This window comes from Crenothrix polyspora, from assembly GCF_900163755.1.
In the GTDB taxonomy this organism is placed as follows: domain Bacteria; phylum Pseudomonadota; class Gammaproteobacteria; order Methylococcales; family Methylomonadaceae; genus Crenothrix; species Crenothrix polyspora.
On sequence record NZ_FUKI01000166.1, the window covers coordinates 1 to 16654 of the forward strand.

25 protein-coding genes are annotated in these 16654 nt (G+C 43.1%); 18 read left to right on the forward strand and 7 right to left on the reverse strand.

Annotation, left to right across the window (positions count from 1 at the left end; translation table 11 throughout):
• The first annotated feature begins 257 nt into the window (after positions 1-257).
• The 9 genes from CRENPOLYSF2_RS16775 to CRENPOLYSF2_RS16820 all read left to right on the forward strand — a co-directional run bounded on the left by CRENPOLYSF2_RS16775 (position 258) and on the right by CRENPOLYSF2_RS16820 (position 6023).
• A complete protein-coding gene (locus CRENPOLYSF2_RS16775) occupies positions 258-3194 on the forward strand; it encodes an alkaline phosphatase family protein (protein ID WP_272867710.1) in 2937 nt (978 codons plus the stop codon).
• Between the two features lie 305 nt (positions 3195-3499).
• The gene (locus CRENPOLYSF2_RS16780; RefSeq protein WP_087145104.1) at positions 3500-3724 is read left to right on the forward strand and encodes an addiction module protein; all 225 of its coding nucleotides are present in this window, start codon (positions 3500-3502) and stop codon (positions 3722-3724) included.
• Positions 3721-4014, forward strand: a complete 294-nt coding sequence (locus CRENPOLYSF2_RS16785) for a type II toxin-antitoxin system RelE/ParE family toxin (RefSeq protein WP_087145105.1) — start codon at positions 3721-3723, stop codon at positions 4012-4014. The genes CRENPOLYSF2_RS16780 and CRENPOLYSF2_RS16785 overlap by 4 nt, the downstream gene beginning before the upstream one ends.
• A 214-nt stretch (positions 4015-4228) precedes the next feature.
• Positions 4229-4453 carry an addiction module protein gene (locus tag CRENPOLYSF2_RS16790; RefSeq protein WP_087145106.1) on the forward strand — a complete coding sequence of 75 codons (225 nt, stop codon included), beginning with the start codon at positions 4229-4231 and terminating at the stop codon, positions 4451-4453.
• Positions 4450-4746: a type II toxin-antitoxin system RelE/ParE family toxin gene (locus tag CRENPOLYSF2_RS16795; protein ID WP_087145107.1), complete on the forward strand. Its 297-nt coding sequence runs from the start codon at positions 4450-4452 to the stop codon at positions 4744-4746. Before CRENPOLYSF2_RS16790 ends, CRENPOLYSF2_RS16795 begins: the two co-directional genes overlap by 4 nt.
• A 105-nt stretch (positions 4747-4851) precedes the next feature.
• Positions 4852-5100, forward strand: coding sequence for a DUF2442 domain-containing protein (locus CRENPOLYSF2_RS16805; RefSeq protein WP_087145108.1), 249 nt, complete (start codon positions 4852-4854; stop codon positions 5098-5100).
• 3 nt (positions 5101-5103) lie between these two features.
• Positions 5104-5307, forward strand: coding sequence for a type II toxin-antitoxin system HicB family antitoxin (locus CRENPOLYSF2_RS16810; RefSeq protein WP_087145109.1), 204 nt, complete (start codon positions 5104-5106; stop codon positions 5305-5307).
• 118 nt (positions 5308-5425) lie between these two features.
• Positions 5426-5749: a type II toxin-antitoxin system RelE/ParE family toxin gene (locus CRENPOLYSF2_RS16815; protein WP_087145110.1), complete on the forward strand. Its 324-nt coding sequence runs from the start codon at positions 5426-5428 to the stop codon at positions 5747-5749.
• Positions 5742-6023, forward strand: coding sequence for a helix-turn-helix domain-containing protein (locus CRENPOLYSF2_RS16820; protein ID WP_087145111.1), 282 nt, complete (start codon positions 5742-5744; stop codon positions 6021-6023). The genes CRENPOLYSF2_RS16815 and CRENPOLYSF2_RS16820 overlap by 8 nt, the downstream gene beginning before the upstream one ends.
• Positions 6024-6234: 211 nt before the next feature.
• Here the strand turns inward: CRENPOLYSF2_RS16820 and CRENPOLYSF2_RS16825 are convergent, their stop codons facing one another.
• From CRENPOLYSF2_RS16825 to CRENPOLYSF2_RS16840, 4 genes are all read right to left on the reverse strand, one after another.
• A complete protein-coding gene (locus CRENPOLYSF2_RS16825; RefSeq protein ID WP_245808039.1) occupies positions 6235-6441 on the reverse strand; it encodes a type II toxin-antitoxin system RelE/ParE family toxin in 207 nt (68 codons plus the stop codon).
• Positions 6438-6686 carry a type II toxin-antitoxin system prevent-host-death family antitoxin gene (locus tag CRENPOLYSF2_RS16830; RefSeq protein WP_176371159.1) on the reverse strand — a complete coding sequence of 83 codons (249 nt, stop codon included), beginning with the start codon at positions 6684-6686 and terminating at the stop codon, positions 6438-6440. The genes CRENPOLYSF2_RS16825 and CRENPOLYSF2_RS16830 overlap by 4 nt, the downstream gene beginning before the upstream one ends.
• Before the next feature lie 361 nt (positions 6687-7047).
• Complete coding sequence (locus CRENPOLYSF2_RS16835; RefSeq protein WP_087145112.1) at positions 7048-7347, reverse strand: type II toxin-antitoxin system VapC family toxin; 300 nt, start codon at positions 7345-7347, stop codon at positions 7048-7050.
• Positions 7344-7568 carry a type II toxin-antitoxin system VapB family antitoxin gene (locus tag CRENPOLYSF2_RS16840; protein WP_245808040.1) on the reverse strand — a complete coding sequence of 75 codons (225 nt, stop codon included), beginning with the start codon at positions 7566-7568 and terminating at the stop codon, positions 7344-7346. The genes CRENPOLYSF2_RS16835 and CRENPOLYSF2_RS16840 overlap by 4 nt, the downstream gene beginning before the upstream one ends.
• Between CRENPOLYSF2_RS16840 and CRENPOLYSF2_RS16845 the strand changes: the two genes are divergently transcribed.
• On the forward strand, positions 7567-7779 hold the full coding sequence (locus CRENPOLYSF2_RS16845) for a hypothetical protein (RefSeq protein ID WP_087145113.1): 213 nt from the start codon (positions 7567-7569) through the stop codon (positions 7777-7779). The two genes, CRENPOLYSF2_RS16840 and CRENPOLYSF2_RS16845, sit on opposite strands and share 2 nt — an antisense overlap.
• Here the strand turns inward: CRENPOLYSF2_RS16845 and gmk are convergent.
• Both gmk and CRENPOLYSF2_RS16855 read right to left on the reverse strand, forming a co-directional pair.
• Positions 7768-8388: a guanylate kinase gene (gene gmk / locus CRENPOLYSF2_RS16850; protein WP_087145114.1), complete on the reverse strand. Its 621-nt coding sequence runs from the start codon at positions 8386-8388 to the stop codon at positions 7768-7770. The two genes, CRENPOLYSF2_RS16845 and gmk, sit on opposite strands and share 12 nt — an antisense overlap.
• Positions 8389-8396: 8 nt before the next feature.
• On the reverse strand, positions 8397-9263 hold the full coding sequence (locus CRENPOLYSF2_RS16855) for a YicC/YloC family endoribonuclease (RefSeq protein WP_087145115.1): 867 nt from the start codon (positions 9261-9263) through the stop codon (positions 8397-8399).
• A gap of 205 nt (positions 9264-9468) precedes the next feature.
• Between CRENPOLYSF2_RS16855 and CRENPOLYSF2_RS16860 the strand changes: the two genes are divergently transcribed.
• From CRENPOLYSF2_RS16860 to CRENPOLYSF2_RS16885, 6 genes are all read left to right on the forward strand, one after another.
• Positions 9469-10368: a serine/threonine protein kinase gene (locus CRENPOLYSF2_RS16860; RefSeq protein WP_087145116.1), complete on the forward strand. Its 900-nt coding sequence runs from the start codon at positions 9469-9471 to the stop codon at positions 10366-10368.
• A 74-nt stretch (positions 10369-10442) separates the two neighbouring features.
• The gene (gene rph, locus CRENPOLYSF2_RS16865; protein ID WP_087145117.1) at positions 10443-11174 is read left to right on the forward strand and encodes a ribonuclease PH; all 732 of its coding nucleotides are present in this window, start codon (positions 10443-10445) and stop codon (positions 11172-11174) included.
• Positions 11162-11770, forward strand: a complete 609-nt coding sequence (rdgB, locus tag CRENPOLYSF2_RS16870) for an RdgB/HAM1 family non-canonical purine NTP pyrophosphatase (RefSeq protein ID WP_087145118.1) — start codon at positions 11162-11164, stop codon at positions 11768-11770. Before rph ends, rdgB begins: the two co-directional genes overlap by 13 nt.
• Positions 11771-11773: 3 nt before the next feature.
• The gene (locus tag CRENPOLYSF2_RS16875; protein ID WP_087145119.1) at positions 11774-12814 is read left to right on the forward strand and encodes a phosphotransferase enzyme family protein; all 1041 of its coding nucleotides are present in this window, start codon (positions 11774-11776) and stop codon (positions 12812-12814) included.
• A gap of 190 nt (positions 12815-13004) precedes the next feature.
• Positions 13005-13280 (forward strand): cupin domain-containing protein, encoded by a 276-nt coding sequence (locus tag CRENPOLYSF2_RS16880; protein ID WP_087145120.1) that lies wholly within the window; start codon positions 13005-13007, stop codon positions 13278-13280.
• Positions 13281-13481: 201 nt separating this feature from the next.
• Positions 13482-13841 carry a hypothetical protein gene (locus CRENPOLYSF2_RS16885; protein WP_087145121.1) on the forward strand — a complete coding sequence of 120 codons (360 nt, stop codon included), beginning with the start codon at positions 13482-13484 and terminating at the stop codon, positions 13839-13841.
• Positions 13842-13968: 127 nt separating this feature from the next.
• Here the strand turns inward: CRENPOLYSF2_RS16885 and epmB are convergent, their stop codons facing one another.
• On the reverse strand, positions 13969-14997 hold the full coding sequence (gene epmB, locus CRENPOLYSF2_RS16890) for an EF-P beta-lysylation protein EpmB (protein WP_245808041.1): 1029 nt from the start codon (positions 14995-14997) through the stop codon (positions 13969-13971).
• A 72-nt stretch (positions 14998-15069) separates the two neighbouring features.
• On the opposite strand from epmB, the gene efp reads away from it, so the two are divergent.
• Both efp and epmA read left to right on the forward strand, forming a co-directional pair.
• Positions 15070-15636, forward strand: coding sequence for an elongation factor P (efp, locus tag CRENPOLYSF2_RS16895; protein WP_087145122.1), 567 nt, complete (start codon positions 15070-15072; stop codon positions 15634-15636).
• Positions 15637-15638: 2 nt separating this feature from the next.
• Positions 15639-16622 (forward strand): EF-P lysine aminoacylase EpmA, encoded by a 984-nt coding sequence (gene epmA, locus CRENPOLYSF2_RS16900; RefSeq protein ID WP_087145123.1) that lies wholly within the window; start codon positions 15639-15641, stop codon positions 16620-16622.
• The last annotated feature ends 32 nt before the right edge of the window (positions 16623-16654 follow it).

The window sequence follows — 16654 nt, forward strand, 5'->3', positions numbered from 1 at the left end:
GGATGCTCGGATAAAATTGAAAAAGCTTTATCCGACACTTAAAGAGTGACTAAGTACTAGCTAGTACATCAAATCATATAAAAACAGGATAATAAAAATCTTCAAATCATGAATGAAACGCTGTTGTGTACTACATCAAGTTAATATTTAAATCCTGTTGATTTACAATTTGGTGTACTAGCTCTATTACAGGTAGAGCATTTTATCTTCGTATAGGAACAGCATCTACAGCGCATTCACCTGGTACTTTTGATTGGATTCGAGTTACTGGAGACAACACTGTAACAAAACCCATCATTAGCGCAAGCCCTACAAACCTTTTATTTGGCCAACAACCCGTAGGCCAGCTAGCCAAGAAAACCGTTACCTTAAGCAACACCGGTACGGGTACATTGGATATTGGTGCGCTAACCTTCAACAGTGGCAATGTTGATTTTAAGTTTGTTGATACCAATGATTGTAACAACGCGCACCTGGTACAAAATGCCAGTTGCCAATTTACAGTTGCTTTTAATCCGACTACAGCGGGGTTAAAAGATGGTTATATCGACATACCCAGCAACGGCGCTACTGGGCGAGATTTACAGATTGGTTTAACCGGAGAAGGTATTGCGGTTGATTTAAGTTTGTCTGTTACAAAATCACCACGCCCATTAGTGGCAGGTCAAGTTGGTCTCTATACTTTTGAAATTATAAATATTGGAAGAGTCCCAGCAACCGGAGTGTCATTTAAAGCTGATGCCCCAGCCGTTTTGCTTCCATCGTCTACAGCTACTCAAAAATTACCTATTAACTGTCAAAACCCAACAAACTCTATTGTTTGCAATATGGGTAATATTGCTCCGAATGCTACAGTTAAACTTGAACTACTGCTTAAAACACCTGCGATTAAATTTGGTGTTCAAGATAGTCCAAGCCAGAAATTTAGTGTCACTGCTACAGAAAGTGATTCAGATAAAACTAATAATCAAGTAACAACATTTACACAAACTTATCTTGCAGGAAAAGGCTTAGATTGGGAGTTTCAAGCCAAGCGTTTGGCACAAGAAACACCAACCAAGGCTTTACCTGGATGTGCATATAAGCCTATACCTGGAGGCCCTATTGCATTTAATACAACCGGAACAATCAATACCGATGGAAATCCGCGTGTCATTGGTAATGCTATGCCGATAGACTACGTTTTTGTCCTAATGTTGGAAAACCGTTCGTTCGATAGTTACTTTGGTCGCTTTCCGGAGTATTTGAAGAAAGTTCGTGGGAAAACGGCGGCGACTGATATTCGCGTCAAGCCATTTATTAACGAGTATTCAAAAGATGGCGTGGATGTTCCAGGCACGCCTTATGATGAATTGTCAACATCAGGCGAAATAAACGCGGCTGATGCTGACTTATCATTAAATGCTAACACCCGCCGCAATGCACCTTACAACCCTGACGAGGCAGGTAAAGCACCTACTAATAAATTACAGAAACATTACTGGAAGCATCATTCTTTAGCAATACAGGCTGAGAATGGTGGTTCTGGATTGTGCGTGTCCGATACGGCGCATGACTGGTGGGCAGCGCATTTGCAATGGGATCGCGGCAGAATGGATGGATTTTATCAATCCAACCATAATTATTGGGAAGGTGGCTCTGCGTATGTAGGTAAAAAAGATTCGTTATTGTTGGATGGTGAGCGTGCAATGCTGTATTACGACGACCGCGATATTCCATTTTATTATTGGCTCGCAGATAACTTTGCCATTGGTGATCGTTACTTCAGCTCGTTATTAGGGCCAACTTGGGTGAATCGGGATTATTTGTATGCCGGTACCAGTCGTGGGTTAACTTCTAATAATTCTGATAATTTTTACAAGACAATTGGTTCGGATAATCCCGGTCAGATAGGCAGTACAGTAGTATGCTCAGCTAACGAAAAAGAATGTCCTAGTATAACGGCGGGGTCACAAAAACCTGATCCAGCTGTTCAAATTTATCCAACAACCGGCACTAAACTAAACTACATCGCTGATTTGATGAAAGCAAGAAGCTTAAAAATCAGCTATTGGCTGAATGATCTTGAGGGTAATGTGTCAACATTAAACGGTCTCCAAATGCCCCCAAAAGTTGGTGCTTGGACAGGAAAAGACGCTGTTTCTGATGACAATGTACGTTCTCTGAATAAGGCATCGTATGATATGACCTACACAAATCCAAACAATGTTCGGATATATGGCGGTATGACATTTAAGTCTACTAATCGACCCACCACTCTCAGAATGTCTGATCCAGGGTTTGAATTTGCACTAAAAGGAGAAGCCGATACAAGAAAGGCAAGAAATGCGATAAAACCAAATCAGCCAGCTCCGTATTCACATATTGCTCATGTTAATTTGATTGATCCAAAAATGTTGGAAGACATAAATGGCGAAGATGAACATCCACCTGGAGTACCTGCAAAAGGGCAAGCACTCGTTCATCGGGTGGTTGCGGCATTAATGGCTAATCCAGAAGTTTGGAAACGGAGCGTTTTATTTATTACCTATGACGAACATGGTGGTTTTTATGACCATGTAGAGCCACCACCTGCTTGTGAACCTGACAATTTACGGCCTAAATGGACAGGTCGTTATGGTGGCAAGCCTACTGCACTACGTCAAGTGTGCTTAGCTAGTGACGGCAGTCCAATAGACAAGTGCAATACTATCGATAGCAGCGATCCAAATTATGGTGGTGGCTTCAACCGTTACGGCGTACGTGTGCCGCTTATGGTGGTGTCACCTTGGGCTAAGCATAACCATGTATCGCACCAAACTTACGATCACACCAGCATTCTTCGCTTTATTGAAGCACGCTTTGGTTTGCCTGCTTTGACTGATCGAGATGCTAATGCTGACCCTATGCTAGACTTTTTTGATTTCACCAACAGTGCTAACAAACTCACTGGCAAAGTGAGTACTTGGGGGAAAGAGGTGCTTCCTTCTAAATATCCCAATCAAAATCCAAATGGTGGCGTGACTAATGCTGATATTCTGAATTCAACGGTGCCCGATATATGCAAAGCAACAACGTGGTTTTCACCCGATGGTACACATTTTGGTAACAGTGTTTATCCAGCGCGAGATTGGTCGGATGGTATTGCGCCTCCCGCATCTTATCTCTCGGATAAAAGCACCAAAGGTATAGCCGAAGCCAACGTGCGCCGCTAAAGCTGCATTACACCCCGTTGCCAAACAGTGTTTGGCAACGGGGTTTTAGCCAGGTAGATCGGGCATGTTTTTTATGCCCGACATTTACGGTGTTTTTAACGATTACGGCCTTTGGGCTTACTTATTGTTTGCTCATCGGACACTGCTGATGGGCAGCGATAAAGCTGTTGCCCAACCTACGCTCTGTCATTAAACGAACTGCCCTTGGGTAACTTTTGGGCGGTTTTTTTGTTTAGGGTACTTATTAAAAAACATTGTCCACGTTACAATTGCCGGTAAAACTACCCAACTTGGAGAATCATCCAATGTCCACCACAACCGAAATTCTCTTACAGCAAGCCATACAACTTCCGGTTAATGATCGTGCAGCCTTAATTGAGGGACTTATTGTTAGCTTAGATAAACCAGACCCTTCACTGGATTCCTTATGGCTAAAAGAAGCCGAAAGCCGTCTTGATGCCTACCGTTCAGGTGAAATTGATGCTATTGATGCCGAGCAAGTGTTTACTGAGCTGGGTAAACGCATTTGAAAGTCAGATTTTTACGTCCCGCAAGCAGGGAGCTTAGTGAAGCTGTGCGGTATTACAACGCACAAAAAGTGCGATTGGGCGAAGAGTTTCGTGACGAAGCCTTTGAAACAATAGGCCGCATCAAGGAATTCCCGCTGGCATGGCATCCTTTAAGTGAAACCATTAGACGATGTCAGATGCGTCGTTTCCCATATGGGTTAATTTACGAGCCTTCCGAGTCTGAAATTGTCATCATTGCCGTTGCTCATATTCATCAAGAACCTGAGTATTGGCGAATTCGGAGGCAATAAAACACCCCAACTTCCCATCATTCAATTAACTGTCCTTGAGTCAAAACTCGTAAGGTGGTTTCGCGCCAGTAAACCACCACAATCCGATACGCCTGGTTATGAGTGAACGGTAGTACCATAAGATAAGCCACCCGTTGCCAAACAGTGTTTGGCAACGTGGTAATCTATCCACTAAAATTCGAAATCTAAATTTTGCCAAAAATAAGGTGGAAACATGTCAATTTCAACTGAAGTCATCTTGCACGATGCACTGACTTTACCCGCAGTAGAACGAGTAAAAATTATAGACCAACTCCTATCTAGCTTAGATGAAGCAGATACCCGACTAGATACAATATGGGCTGAAGAAGCTGAAACACGACTGGATGCCTTTGAGCGAGGTGAAATCCGAAGCATTCCGCTTGAAGATATTTTGGCGCGTTACCAGAGGGCTAAATGAAGGTCTCCTTTCTTGAACCTGCCGAAAAGGAGTTGCAGGAAACCATTGATTATTACCAAGAGCAGCGGCAAGGCTTGGGTGATGAATTTTTAGTGGAAATCTTACTGACGCTAGAGCATATCGAAATGCACCCACAGGCGTGGCCTCAACTGTCAAAGAGAACGCGGCGCTGTCGAACTCGGCGTTTTCCTTACGGTGTTGTATATCGCTTACAGGATGACGGAATTCTTGTGGTGGCAGTTTCGCATTTACACCGCAAACCGCTGTATTGGCTGAATCGGCTCACAGATTGAAATTAGCTAAATTCGTAATATTGAAATTCACCATGATGATTTATTAGCGGACTGGCAGTTGGCTGTTAACGGCAAAAAACCATTTCCAATTCGAGGTCTTGACCAATGAATATTGCAGAAATTATTCCGCAAGATGATTATTTACTGTACATCAAAGCTGAAGATGGGCAAGTCGGCCTTTTTGATATAAAACCTTATCTTGATTCAGATGTTTTTGCACCGTTAAAAGACAGGGGCGAATTTGAACGTATTTACAATGGCAAATATTTTATTGAATGGGACTGTGGGGCAGATATTTCTGCCGATACTATCCAAGCACGATGGAAAAATTTAGGATTACCTTTTGTGAGATAAATAATGAAATATCGTGCGATGCTAAAACAAGTAGATGGATGGTGGATAGGTTGGCTTATTGATTTACCTGGTGTTAATGCCCAAGAAAAAAGTAAGGAGGCGTGTTTGCAATCCTTACAAATTGGTGCCCAGGATATGTTGTCAATACCGGTTACTTTTGAAGAAAACACCCTAATGGCAATTATCGAAATTCCTGAGGCGGCATAACCCGTAAGATGATTAGTTACACGTTGCCAAACAGTGTTTGGCAACGGGGTTTTAGCCAATGCCAGTTAATATCAAAATAATTTGATAATTATCTAACTATTTTGATATTCTTTGTCTAATGAAAAAATTACGCTTTATAGGCTCCAGCTTGGATGACCTTAAAAATTTCCCCCTTGAAGCACGTCGTGAAGCAGGGTTTGAACTGGATACAGTGCAGCGTGGCAACATGCCGTCCGATTTTAAGCCGCTACTGACAGTGGGTTCTGGCGTATATGAGATACGCATACATGCACTGGGCGAGTGGCGAATAATTTATGTCGCCAAGTTCGATGATGCCGTCTACGTACTACATGCTTTTCAAAAAAAGACCCAAAAAACCCAGCATGAAGATATTGAGCTGGCCAAACGTCGATATAAACAACTGAGAACCTCCGATGAATGAAGACCCTGTCATTGAATCATCCGGCAATGTGTTTACCGATCTCGGCTTTTCTCTAGAAGAAGCCACCTTGTTGGCGATGCGTGCTGAATTAATGGCCAAATTACGCGAAACCATTGCTGAAAAGGGCTGGACGCAAATTCAGGCAGCTGAACAGCTGGGTATCGGGCAATCCCGTGTGTCTGATTTGGTGCGTGGCAAATGGGAAAAATTTAGCCTGGATATGCTGGTAACACTGGCAACACGCGTCGGTCGTCAGGTTGAGCTATCAGTCTGATGGGGCATTACAAAACTATTATTGAATGCCGTGGATGGCAATTATCGAAATCCCCGAGGCTGCATAACCTTCAAGATGATTAGTTACACGCTAAGCACTGTTTGGCAACGTGGTTTTAGCCACAATTTAATAGGTCACGCTTGATAAACATCATCATGACTACCCACATTTACCAAAATAATTTCCTTTTCAGTAATAATCATTTCCAAAGTTATACACGATAATTGAGATTAATAGATACTGAATGCAAAGCCGCCAACTTACCTTTTAATGGGTGAAGCCGTAGTGATGGATGATAAGGATTTTGAGCCAATAAAAGCAATGTTCTGCGATACGGCTCTTTTAACTCAGAATGTTGCTTGGCAAAACGCTTGGCGCATTTTTTATAACTGTCAGTAAAAACTAAGGTGTAACTCATTCGCCAAATAGCTCGTTAACATGCTCTTCAATGCTATTTTTACTGAATCGACCTGCTGCAACATCTTGCTGTGCTTCATAAAATGCCGCTTCCAACTCCATTTCTCGCAAATAACGGTAATGCGCCATCTTCATTACCACAAAGCTTTCCTTACCACGTACGGTAATAACAACTTCTGGTTGGGTACTTAAGCTTTCTTCCAAACAGGCAATGCCTTTGGTTTTTAAATCGTTAGCTGTAATCATGTAAATAACCTTATTAATCGTACGGTTAAGTATAGGGTTAGCCGAGCTATTAATCAATAAAATGACTGTTGCCAAGCAATGACTGGTAACGTGGTTTTAACAATTTTTAAATCATGCCCCCCACCACCCAAATTTTGAGTGTAGCAATACGCTATCTCTCCACACATCAATGGTTTTCGGCACATACAGCGTTTTCACAGTTCAATAGTTACAGCGTAACCGTTCGCACTGAGCTTGTCGAAGTGTGCCGTTCATGCTTCGACAAGCTCAGCACGAACGGTGGCTGTAACTGTCCTAAGTTGAAAACGCTGTAAGCAATGTTTAATGCGCCTGCTATAGCCAGTAAACGTTTATCGCGTGTCTAAATTTGCACACCGTTAATACTTGCCGCTAACAGATGCGCGTCAATATAGCCAATTCCGCGCCCTATTAACTGATGCTGATCTATAAAATACAATACCTCCGCTTCATTAGCTGCGGGACAAGAAGGTAAGTTATTGAGCAAACTTAAAATTTCCTGCGGATTTTTCAAGTTTCCACAAGCCAGTTCACCAATAACCCACGGATGAATACAAACCAAATCTGATGCCAATAAGCTCAACAATCGACTATCTACATCACGCAAGTGGTCAATCCATAGCGAGGTATCAACTAATATCACAGAATCGATTCACGCTGACGGGGAATATCTTGCACTTGGCTTTCGCTACCCGCTAATTTTGCGAGCCGCCTGGCGCTTTCCCGCTGAATTAAGGCATTTAAAGCCTCACGAACCAAGGCGTTTCGTTCTTGCAGGCCACTGAGCGCTTGCGCTTTTAATACGAGGGCATCGTCAAGATGTGTGTCGTTCTCATTATTCGCTCCAAAAGTTGAGTGCATCATGAAGCTCATAAAGTGTACGTTTTTTGGTTTAGTCGTGGCTGGCAGTGGAGGGCAGCAATACTTCCACGATCCAATCTGGCGCACCGCGTATGCTGCAGCAGACAAGGCGGCGGATTTATTGAGAATGAGCGGGCGACGTTTTGGCGTAAGCTATTGGCAATATAATGTTGCATTATCAGTGGTGTTGTTTTGTAAAAATCTAACGGCCTGATAGTAAAGAGGACAGCAGCGTATTTAAACGGGAATGTTGCTTAGCTAAACGTAAGCGCTGTGCAATAAGAATGCTGGTTAGTTCGCCTAATGCTTGCTCAAAAACATCATTGACAATCAAGTAATCAAATTCATTATGGTGCTGCATTTCAGTCACCGCGTCACGCATACGCCTAGCTATGGTTTGTTCGTCATCTTGAGCGCGGTTAGTGAGACGTTGACGTAAAACGTCTGTGGAAGGTGGTAAGATAAAAATTGACACACTGTCGGGAAATATCGATCTTATTTGCTGCGCTCCTTGCCAATCAATTTCAAGAATCACATCTAAACCTTTAGCTAAATTGGTGGCAACGGTTTGTTGCGCCGTGCCATAAAAATTATCGAAAACCTGGGCATGCTCAACAAACGCCTGGGTTTTTAGCATGGCTTCAAAAGTAGGCACGGAGATAAAATAATAATCCTGTCCATCTACCTCGCCAGGCCTTGCCTGACGGGTAGTATGTGAAATAGATACGGTTAGATTATCTAAAGTATCGGCCAGTTGTTTAACTAAGCTGGTTTTGCCAGCGCCGGAGGGGGCGGCAATAATGTAGAGAGTACCTGTCGTCATAAAGTGGCTTATTCGATATTTTGTATTTGTTCGCGTATTTGTTCAATCAACACTTTCAGTTCGATTGAAATACGTGTCATTTCTTTATCGTTAGATTTGGAACCGATGGTATTGGCTTCGCGGTTTAATTCTTGCATTAAAAAATCCAAGCGTCTACCGGCGGGGTCTGGTCGTGCTAACGTTCTTAATACTTCGGTAAGATGGGTGTCGAGTCTGTCGAGTTCTTCGGCAATATCCAGTTTTTGCGTCATTAACACCAGTTCTTGTTCTAAGCGGTCAAAATCTGGCTGAGCCACCAAGTCCAGTACGCGGTCGGTTAGTCGGTTACGAATTAACAAGAGTACTTCTGGCATACGTTGCTGTGCCACAAGTATCAGTTCGCGCATTTTAGTGCAACGTTCTTCAATAACTATTTTTAGTTGAGCGCCTTCGCGCAATCGTGTTGCTACCAAGGTAATTAACGCTTGATTAACCAAGCCCATGATGCTGTCGTTCAGCACTTCACTATCGGTGTCGGGTTCTTGTTGTATGCCTGGAAACGCTAAAACATCTAATGCTGAAAAAGCCTGTGTGTTAGACATGTAACGTTCAATAGTCTGTGTCGCTTCTAATAAAGCAATGACCGCCGCCTGATTAACCATAAAATTTTGCCCAGCTTGTACTTGTTTTTTATAACTGATAGCGCATTCAATTTTACCGCGATTAACTTTGCTGGCAATGGCTGAGCGAATATCCGTTTCAAGAAAGCGTAAGCGATCTGGGAGCTTTAACGTAATGTCACAGTAGCGGTGATTAACTGAGCGAATTTCGCAGCTAAAGGACAGATTGGCCGCTTCGGTTTCACTGCCGGAGAACGCCGTCATACTTCTTATCATTTTTCACCTATAATTGGAGAAGTTATTTTGTAACGACTCGGTTTTTAGAAAAACAGAACGTGGATCGTACTGATTGTGGGGCTTTTAGCGAATTTTATTAATCACCCGTGGCGATCAGTTAAGTTAGTATTTCCGTGTTTTGATCCCGTGCAGCGGCAATGTCTGCTGAGTTGTCACGTTATTTTAATGCCAAAATAAATAAAAAATGGCCGAATACTACGATCCAGAAACGTATCCCCAGCAATGGAATTATCTCCAAACGGGCATCATTATAGACCAGTATATGATCGAGCGGGAATTAGCGCACGGCGGATTTAGCTCAGTTTATTTGGCCAGGCAGTTGGCTGACCAAATGCAGGTGGTGATTAAAGAATATCTGCCCAGAAAGTTAGCTCACAGAACGTGGAATAATGAAGTGGTGGCTAACAGCGATGAAACACTGAGTTTGTTTTTACGTGGTCGTGCCTTGTTTTTTGAGGAAGCTAAAGTCTTGGCAACGTTAAAACATACTAATATTGTCGAGGTTATTAGTTTTTTTAAAGCCAATTCTACCGTGTATATGGTAATGACCTATGACTATGGACTTACTCTCGATAAGTTGCTGAGCGGTAAACGCGTCAGCCCTTCTGTAGAGCTTTTACTGGCGGTATTTACCTCGTTGTTAGACGGTGTTGAGCATGTGCATAAACACAATCTTGTGCATTTAGACATTAAACCAGCCAATATTTTGGTACGACCAGGGAATGAGGCGTTATTATTGGATTTTGGTGCAATTCAACGTTTTCCGAGTAAGCCGATTAGTAAAAAAAATACCGTTCTTTCACAGGGTTACTCACCGGTTGAACAGTACAATCAAAAATCTGAATTTGGTCCATGGACTGATGTGTATGCGATTGGTGCCAGTATGCGTGCGTGTTTGGATGGCAAAACGCCGATAGGCAGCACCTCGCGTATAAAAAAAGATACGCTGTCGCCGGCGGCTAGTGTGTGTCGCGGCAAGTTTCCAGAAAATTTCTTAAAAGTGATTGATTGGGCGATGGCGGTGCATCCTGAAGACAGACCGCAATCAATTGCTGAACTCAGACAGGCACTTATCGGTATTTGATGCGTGCTAAATTGTAAGCCTGAACGCTGTCCACTTCAGGTATACTTGCCGACTTTAATTTCAGTGGAAAAACCATGAGACCTAGCGGACGCAATCCAGATCAACTCAGAGCAATAAAATTTACCTGTGGTTTTACCCGTCACGCGGAAGGGTCGGTATTGGTTGAGTTTGGTGATACCCGTGTGCTGTGTACTGCCAGTGTCGATAAAAGTGTGCCGCGCTTTTTAAAAGGTAAAGGTGAAGGCTGGATTACCGCAGAATACGGTATGTTGCCGCGCTCAACGCACAGCCGCATGGGGCGTGAAGCCAGCCAAGGTAAGCAAGGTGGCCGTACAATGGAAATTCAACGTTTAATAGGCCGGTCTTTACGGGCGGCGGTGGATTTAAAAGCCTTGGGTGAGCATACTATAACCATAGATTGTGATGTATTACAAGCAGATGGTGGTACACGCACCGCTGCAATTACCGGTGGCTTTGTGGCCTTATCGCTTGCTGTAAATGCTATGCTGAAGAAAAAAAGTATCAAACAAAATCCTTTACATGGCCAAGTTGCTTCGGTGTCTGTGGGTATTTACAACGGTATACCGGTACTGGATTTGGATTATGCAGAAGACAGTAGTGCAGAAACTGACATGAATGTAGTGATGAATGATGGTTCGGCGTTTATTGAAATTCAGGGTACTGCGGAAGGTCATGCGTTTAAGAAATCCGAATTGGATGCAATGTTGGCGTTAGCAGAACACGGTATTGGTATCTTGCTGGAAAAACAACGTGAGGCGATAGACGGGTATCAATGCGTTTCTTAACACAGCAAAAAATTGTTTTAGCCAGTGGAAATCGTGGCAAAGTAGCAGAATTTCAGGCACTCTTGCGCGATTGCAACATCGTGCCGCAATCTGAATTGGGTGTGGTGGAATGCGAGGAAACCGGCGCTAGTTTTGTAGAAAATGCTATCCTCAAAGCCAGAAACGCGGCGTTACAAAGTGGCTTACCTGCGTTGGCTGATGACTCTGGTTTGGTGGTCGATGTGCTCGACGGCGCACCAGGAGTTATCTCCGCACGCTACGCCGGTGTAGGCGCTACCGATCAAGACAACATTAATAAATTATTACGGGCGTTAGGCGGAGTTAAAGACAATCAGCGTACTGCACGTTTCGTGTGTGTACTGGTGTATATGCGCCATGCTGATGATCCGTGCCCTATAATTGCGCAAGCCAGTTGGGAAGGGTGTATTGTTGACACGGCTTTGGGAGAGAACGGTTTTGGCTATGACTCTGTATTTTGGGTTGCTGAGCAGCAATGCACGGCAGCGCAATTAAGCCCTGAGATTAAAAACACACTCAGCCACCGAAGGCAAGCGCTAACGATGCTGATAACTCTTCTTAAAAACAACCGGATTTAATTCATGTCTGCATTGCTGCACACTGCCCAACAATTTGCCGACGTTATCAGTGAGATAACCCCATTAGGTAATGGTCTCATTAATGACACTTATCGGGTAGTGGCAAAAACGGGTTGTTTTGTATTGCAACGCATTAATCACCAGGTGTTTGCTTATCCTGAACAGATTATGGCAAATTTGCAGATACTGAATCAACATGTGCAGCAAAAAACAAGTGCAGATATTCAATTACAAATTCCTGCCATTTTAACCACGCACACCGGCAAGGTGTTGTATCAGGATGAGCAGCAAGCGTATTGGCGGGCATTGACTTTTATTGCCGACAGTGAAAGTGTGGAAGCGATACGCACGCTTGCCGATGCAGAGCAAATCGGCTTTGCTTTAGGGCATTTTCATTATTTGCTCAGTGATCTTAGTGCTGAGTTACTGTACGATACTTTGCCGGATTTCCATATTGCACCGGCCTATTTGCATCATTATCAACGCATAGCACAGCAATCAATGCTAAGGCCGGATGCGTATTGCCGCGATTTTATTACTCAGTTTCAGGGCTTTGTCGATGATCTTGAAACGGCAAAACACCAAGGTTTATTAGCGTTACGTGTGACGCATGGCGACCCTAAAATCAATAATTTTTTATTTGATACCCAGTCATCACGTATTATCAGTTTAATTGACCTTGATACCGTTAAGCCAGGTTTGGTGCATTACGATATCGGTGATTGTTTACGCTCTTGCTGCCATGACACTGACAATGACAGTTTTAATTTAGACATTGCGGCGGCGATTCTAAAAAACTATTTGGCACAAGCAGGGCAATTTTTTTCGGATTACGATTACTACTTTCTTTACCCTGCCATTCGTTTGATTCCTTTTGAATTAGGCTTGCGTTTTTACAGTGACTATCTTGACGGCAATCGCTACTTTAAGGTGACGGACAGCCAGCAAAATTTGCAGCGTGCAATAGCGCAATTTCGCTTATGTACCAGTATTATGGCGCAGGAGGCAGCAATACAGTCGCTAATCAAGCAAGCAAAAACATAGGCTCCTGCGTGCAGCTGTGTTTGTTGTGTGTTGGCGGTTACAGATAACTGACAAGGTACAATTGGTAATTTAATTGGGTAATAGTCATAACACAGCAGCTGGATTTACCAGATTTTTTGTTATTAACAAAGATTGAAATGCGTGTAAATGGTAGAATCTGCGCTTCATTACTTATAAATAACAGGAAATCATGAGCCAAATTACGATTGAACATAACCCAAGTCCAGAGCGCTTAAAAGAGTTAGGCGTGGCCAGCTGGCCTATTTGGGAAAAAGAAATTTCAAAATTTCCATTGGATTTTGACGAAAAAGAAACTGCGTATGTCTTGGAAGGCGAAATTATTGTCACACCAATCGGTGGCGAGCCTGTCCGTATTGTTCCAGGTGACTTAGTGGTATTTTCAGTAGGTTTAGACAGTCTATGGGAAGTGGCAAAGCCGTTGCGTAAACATTATAATCACGGTTAATTACTGATTTTTATGTAAATAGTGCGGATATAATGCAGTGGTTAAACCCTGTGCTGTGTTAGTGTGGCTGTTTAATAACTAACATGCTGACATAGCTTATTTACACGTATTGTATCCGCGTTATGCTTAGCGCAAGCAAGGCCGCTAACCCGTTATCGCGTAAAAAAATTTGCAATAAGACAAATAAACCAGAGGTCAACAATGAACGTATTTAAATTAATAATTACTTTTTTTCTGATGTTTAGCTTGTTTGGTAATGCTAAGGCCGCAGGCAATCCTGTGAGCGAAGATTTTACCTTGCTACTAACACTGTGTGACAACATGGTTGAACTGGCGACACGGCAAGATGAAAAAGGTTTTATTGAAGTATCTGATGCAGCACTTAAGCTTGCCGAAGCACAAAGAAGAAATAGTTCTATGGCTTTGGATCGGGTGCGCCCTAAATTGAGATCGGCTAAAAAAGCCGTTAAATCCGGTGATTTTGATGCCAGCATTAAATTTATTGAAGAAGCCAAACAACTGATGAAACCAACAAAAATAAGCTGGGACGGCGGTTCTTGATGTATTGCATGCCACAGATGTCGGTTTAAATACTAAATCGAATCAGCGGTAGAAAATAACCATTCATAGCGTGTGTTATCACAACTTGGCATTTTGGGTTAGCCCGCTATAAATGGCGTATTGTATGCTAATACGTAAAAATCGCTTGCTTAGACAGCGTCCCCGCAATTTCTTCCACTAATTTAGGCACCAGATAGCCGGGCAGTAACGCTTGAATGTCTTGCATAAGTGCTAAAGCTTCGTTTTTAGATACCTCAAAATGCCCTGTTCCGGTGGCTTTGTCCAATAAATGCAGATAATACGGGATGATGCCTTGTGCAAACAGGGTCTCGCTTAGTTCGCACAGTATCTTGGCATTATCATTCACCCCTTTTAGCAATACCGCCTGATTAAACAGCGTTATTTCGTGTTTTTTTAGAGCCAGACTAGCGCGTATTGTGTCGGCACTGAGTTCATTAGCGTGATTGCAATGGGTTACCATAACGATGTGCTTGCTACTGCGCGTGAGTAGGGCGATAAATTCATCAGTGATGCGTGCCGGTAGCACAATAGGCAGGCGGCTATGGATACGAATGCGTTTGAGGTGGGCAATGCCATCGAGCTGCTCAAATATCTGAGACAATCGGCTGTCGCTTAATAGTAAAGGATCGCCGCCGCTGAAAATCACTTCACTGATGCTGGTATCACGTTTGATATAATCGATGGCAGCCGTTTGCTTTTGTTTGCTCAGTTGTAAATCGGCGTAGGGGAAATTGCGCCGGAAGCAATATCGGCAATTAATCGCACAACTGCCAGTATTAATTAGCAGCACGCGGCCGTGGTATTTATGAATTACCCCTGCTTGTGTGCTGGCAGGTAAATCGCCGACCGGATCATCACTGAAGCCTTGGCTAAACTGTAATTCGTCTTCAATGGGTAACACTTGGCGCAGCAGTGGGTCATGCGGATTGCCTTTTTCCATGCAGGCAGCAAAGCCGCGCGGTACACGTAAAGCAAAGCGTTTGCTTGCGGACACAGAAACCGGTAAATCGGTAACAGATAAATTTAAAAAATCACATAAGTCTTCAATCGTATTGTAGGCTTCGGCCAGTTGCTGTTGCCAATTTTTGTGTACAAAATTGGCAGGATTTTGTTGCTTTAACATTAAGTGATTCATTTTAAAGTTTCTATAGGTACAGGCCTACATTATAATGGGGCATATTACATTGTTTGTTGTCTTGAGGATAAAATGGCCACATTTAGTACGAATGAATTTAAAGCAGGTTTAAAAGTCATGTTGGATAATGACCCTTGTTCAATTATTGAAAATGAATTTGTAAAACCTGGCAAAGGCCAAGCGTTTAGTCGGGTAAGAATTAGAAATTTAAAAACCGGCCGTGTTATCGAAAGAACCTTTAAATCCGGTGAGTCACTTGAAGGCGCTGACGTGGTTGACGTTGACATGCAATATCTGTACAACGACGGCGAATACCGACATTTTATGCAACCGGATACTTTTGAGCAGTATCAAGCCAATGACATCATTGTCGGTGATGCTGCATTGTGGCTAAAAGACCAAGATTCTTGTACGGTAACGTTATGGAATGATGCGCCGCTGGCGGTTACTCCTATTAACTTTGTCGAATTAAAAATTATTGAAACCGACCCTGGTGTGCGCGGCGATACCTCTGGTGGTGGCGGCAAACCAGCTAAATTGGAAACGGGCGCGGTGGTGAGAGTGCCATTATTTGTGCAAACCGATGAAGTGATTAAGGTTGATACCCGTACCGGTGAATATATTTCCCGCGTAAAATAAGCGTGCTTGAATCGTGGCAGCCAAGTTGTTCTGTGGCTATGTTGCGGCTACGGGCGCAGATGATACAACAAATACGGCAGTTTTTTTTAAAAAAAGCGGTTTTGGAAGTAGAAACACCTTTGCTATCTCATGCCGTAGGCACTGATCCGCAATTGGCATTTTTTACCACCAGGTATTGTGCGACACCAATTGAGCAAACACTGTTTTTACAAACTTCACCCGAGTTTGCCATGAAGCGCTTGTTGGCAGCGGGCAGCGGGTCTATCTTCCAGATTTGTAAAGCATTTAGAAACGGGGAATCAGGTCGATTTCATAACCCTGAATTTACTTTATTGGAATGGTATCGTGTCGGCTTTAATTTACCTGCGTTAATGGATGAAGTCGCTGAATTAATAAATCAGTTAGCAGTGCAGTGTCATCAAGTTTTGGCGGCAACGCAGCGTAGTAGTTATTCGTCGGTATTTAAGCAGTATACTGGCTTAGATGCGTTGCGTTTTGATTACGACGCGTATTGCCGTTACGCCCTGGGGCAACAATGCTCAGAGGCGCTCACTTTGTGCGGTGAAGATCATGTTTTATGGCTGGATTTTATTTTCAGTCATTACATTCAGCCGCATTTAGGTGAAAATCATCTGTGTATGATTTATGATTATCCTGCCTGCCAATCATCGTTAGCGCGAATTAAACCAAACAATCCCTTGCTTGCAGAGCGTGTAGAATTGTTTATTAATGGGGTTGAGCTGGGTAACGGCTATTACGAATTAATTGATAGCAAAGAACAAGATAAACGTTTTAACGACGAAATAGCGTTGAGATACCAACAAAAACTACCTGAAAGTATTAAGGATCAACGATTGATTGACGCATTAAACGCCGGATTACCAGAATGTTCAGGTATAGCCATAGGCCTTGATCGTTTGCTTATGGTATTATCCGACAGTCGCTCAATCGATGATGTGTTGAGCTTTCCCACACACAGAGCTTAAGCTGAATATAATGTTTGCAGTGCTATACTCAT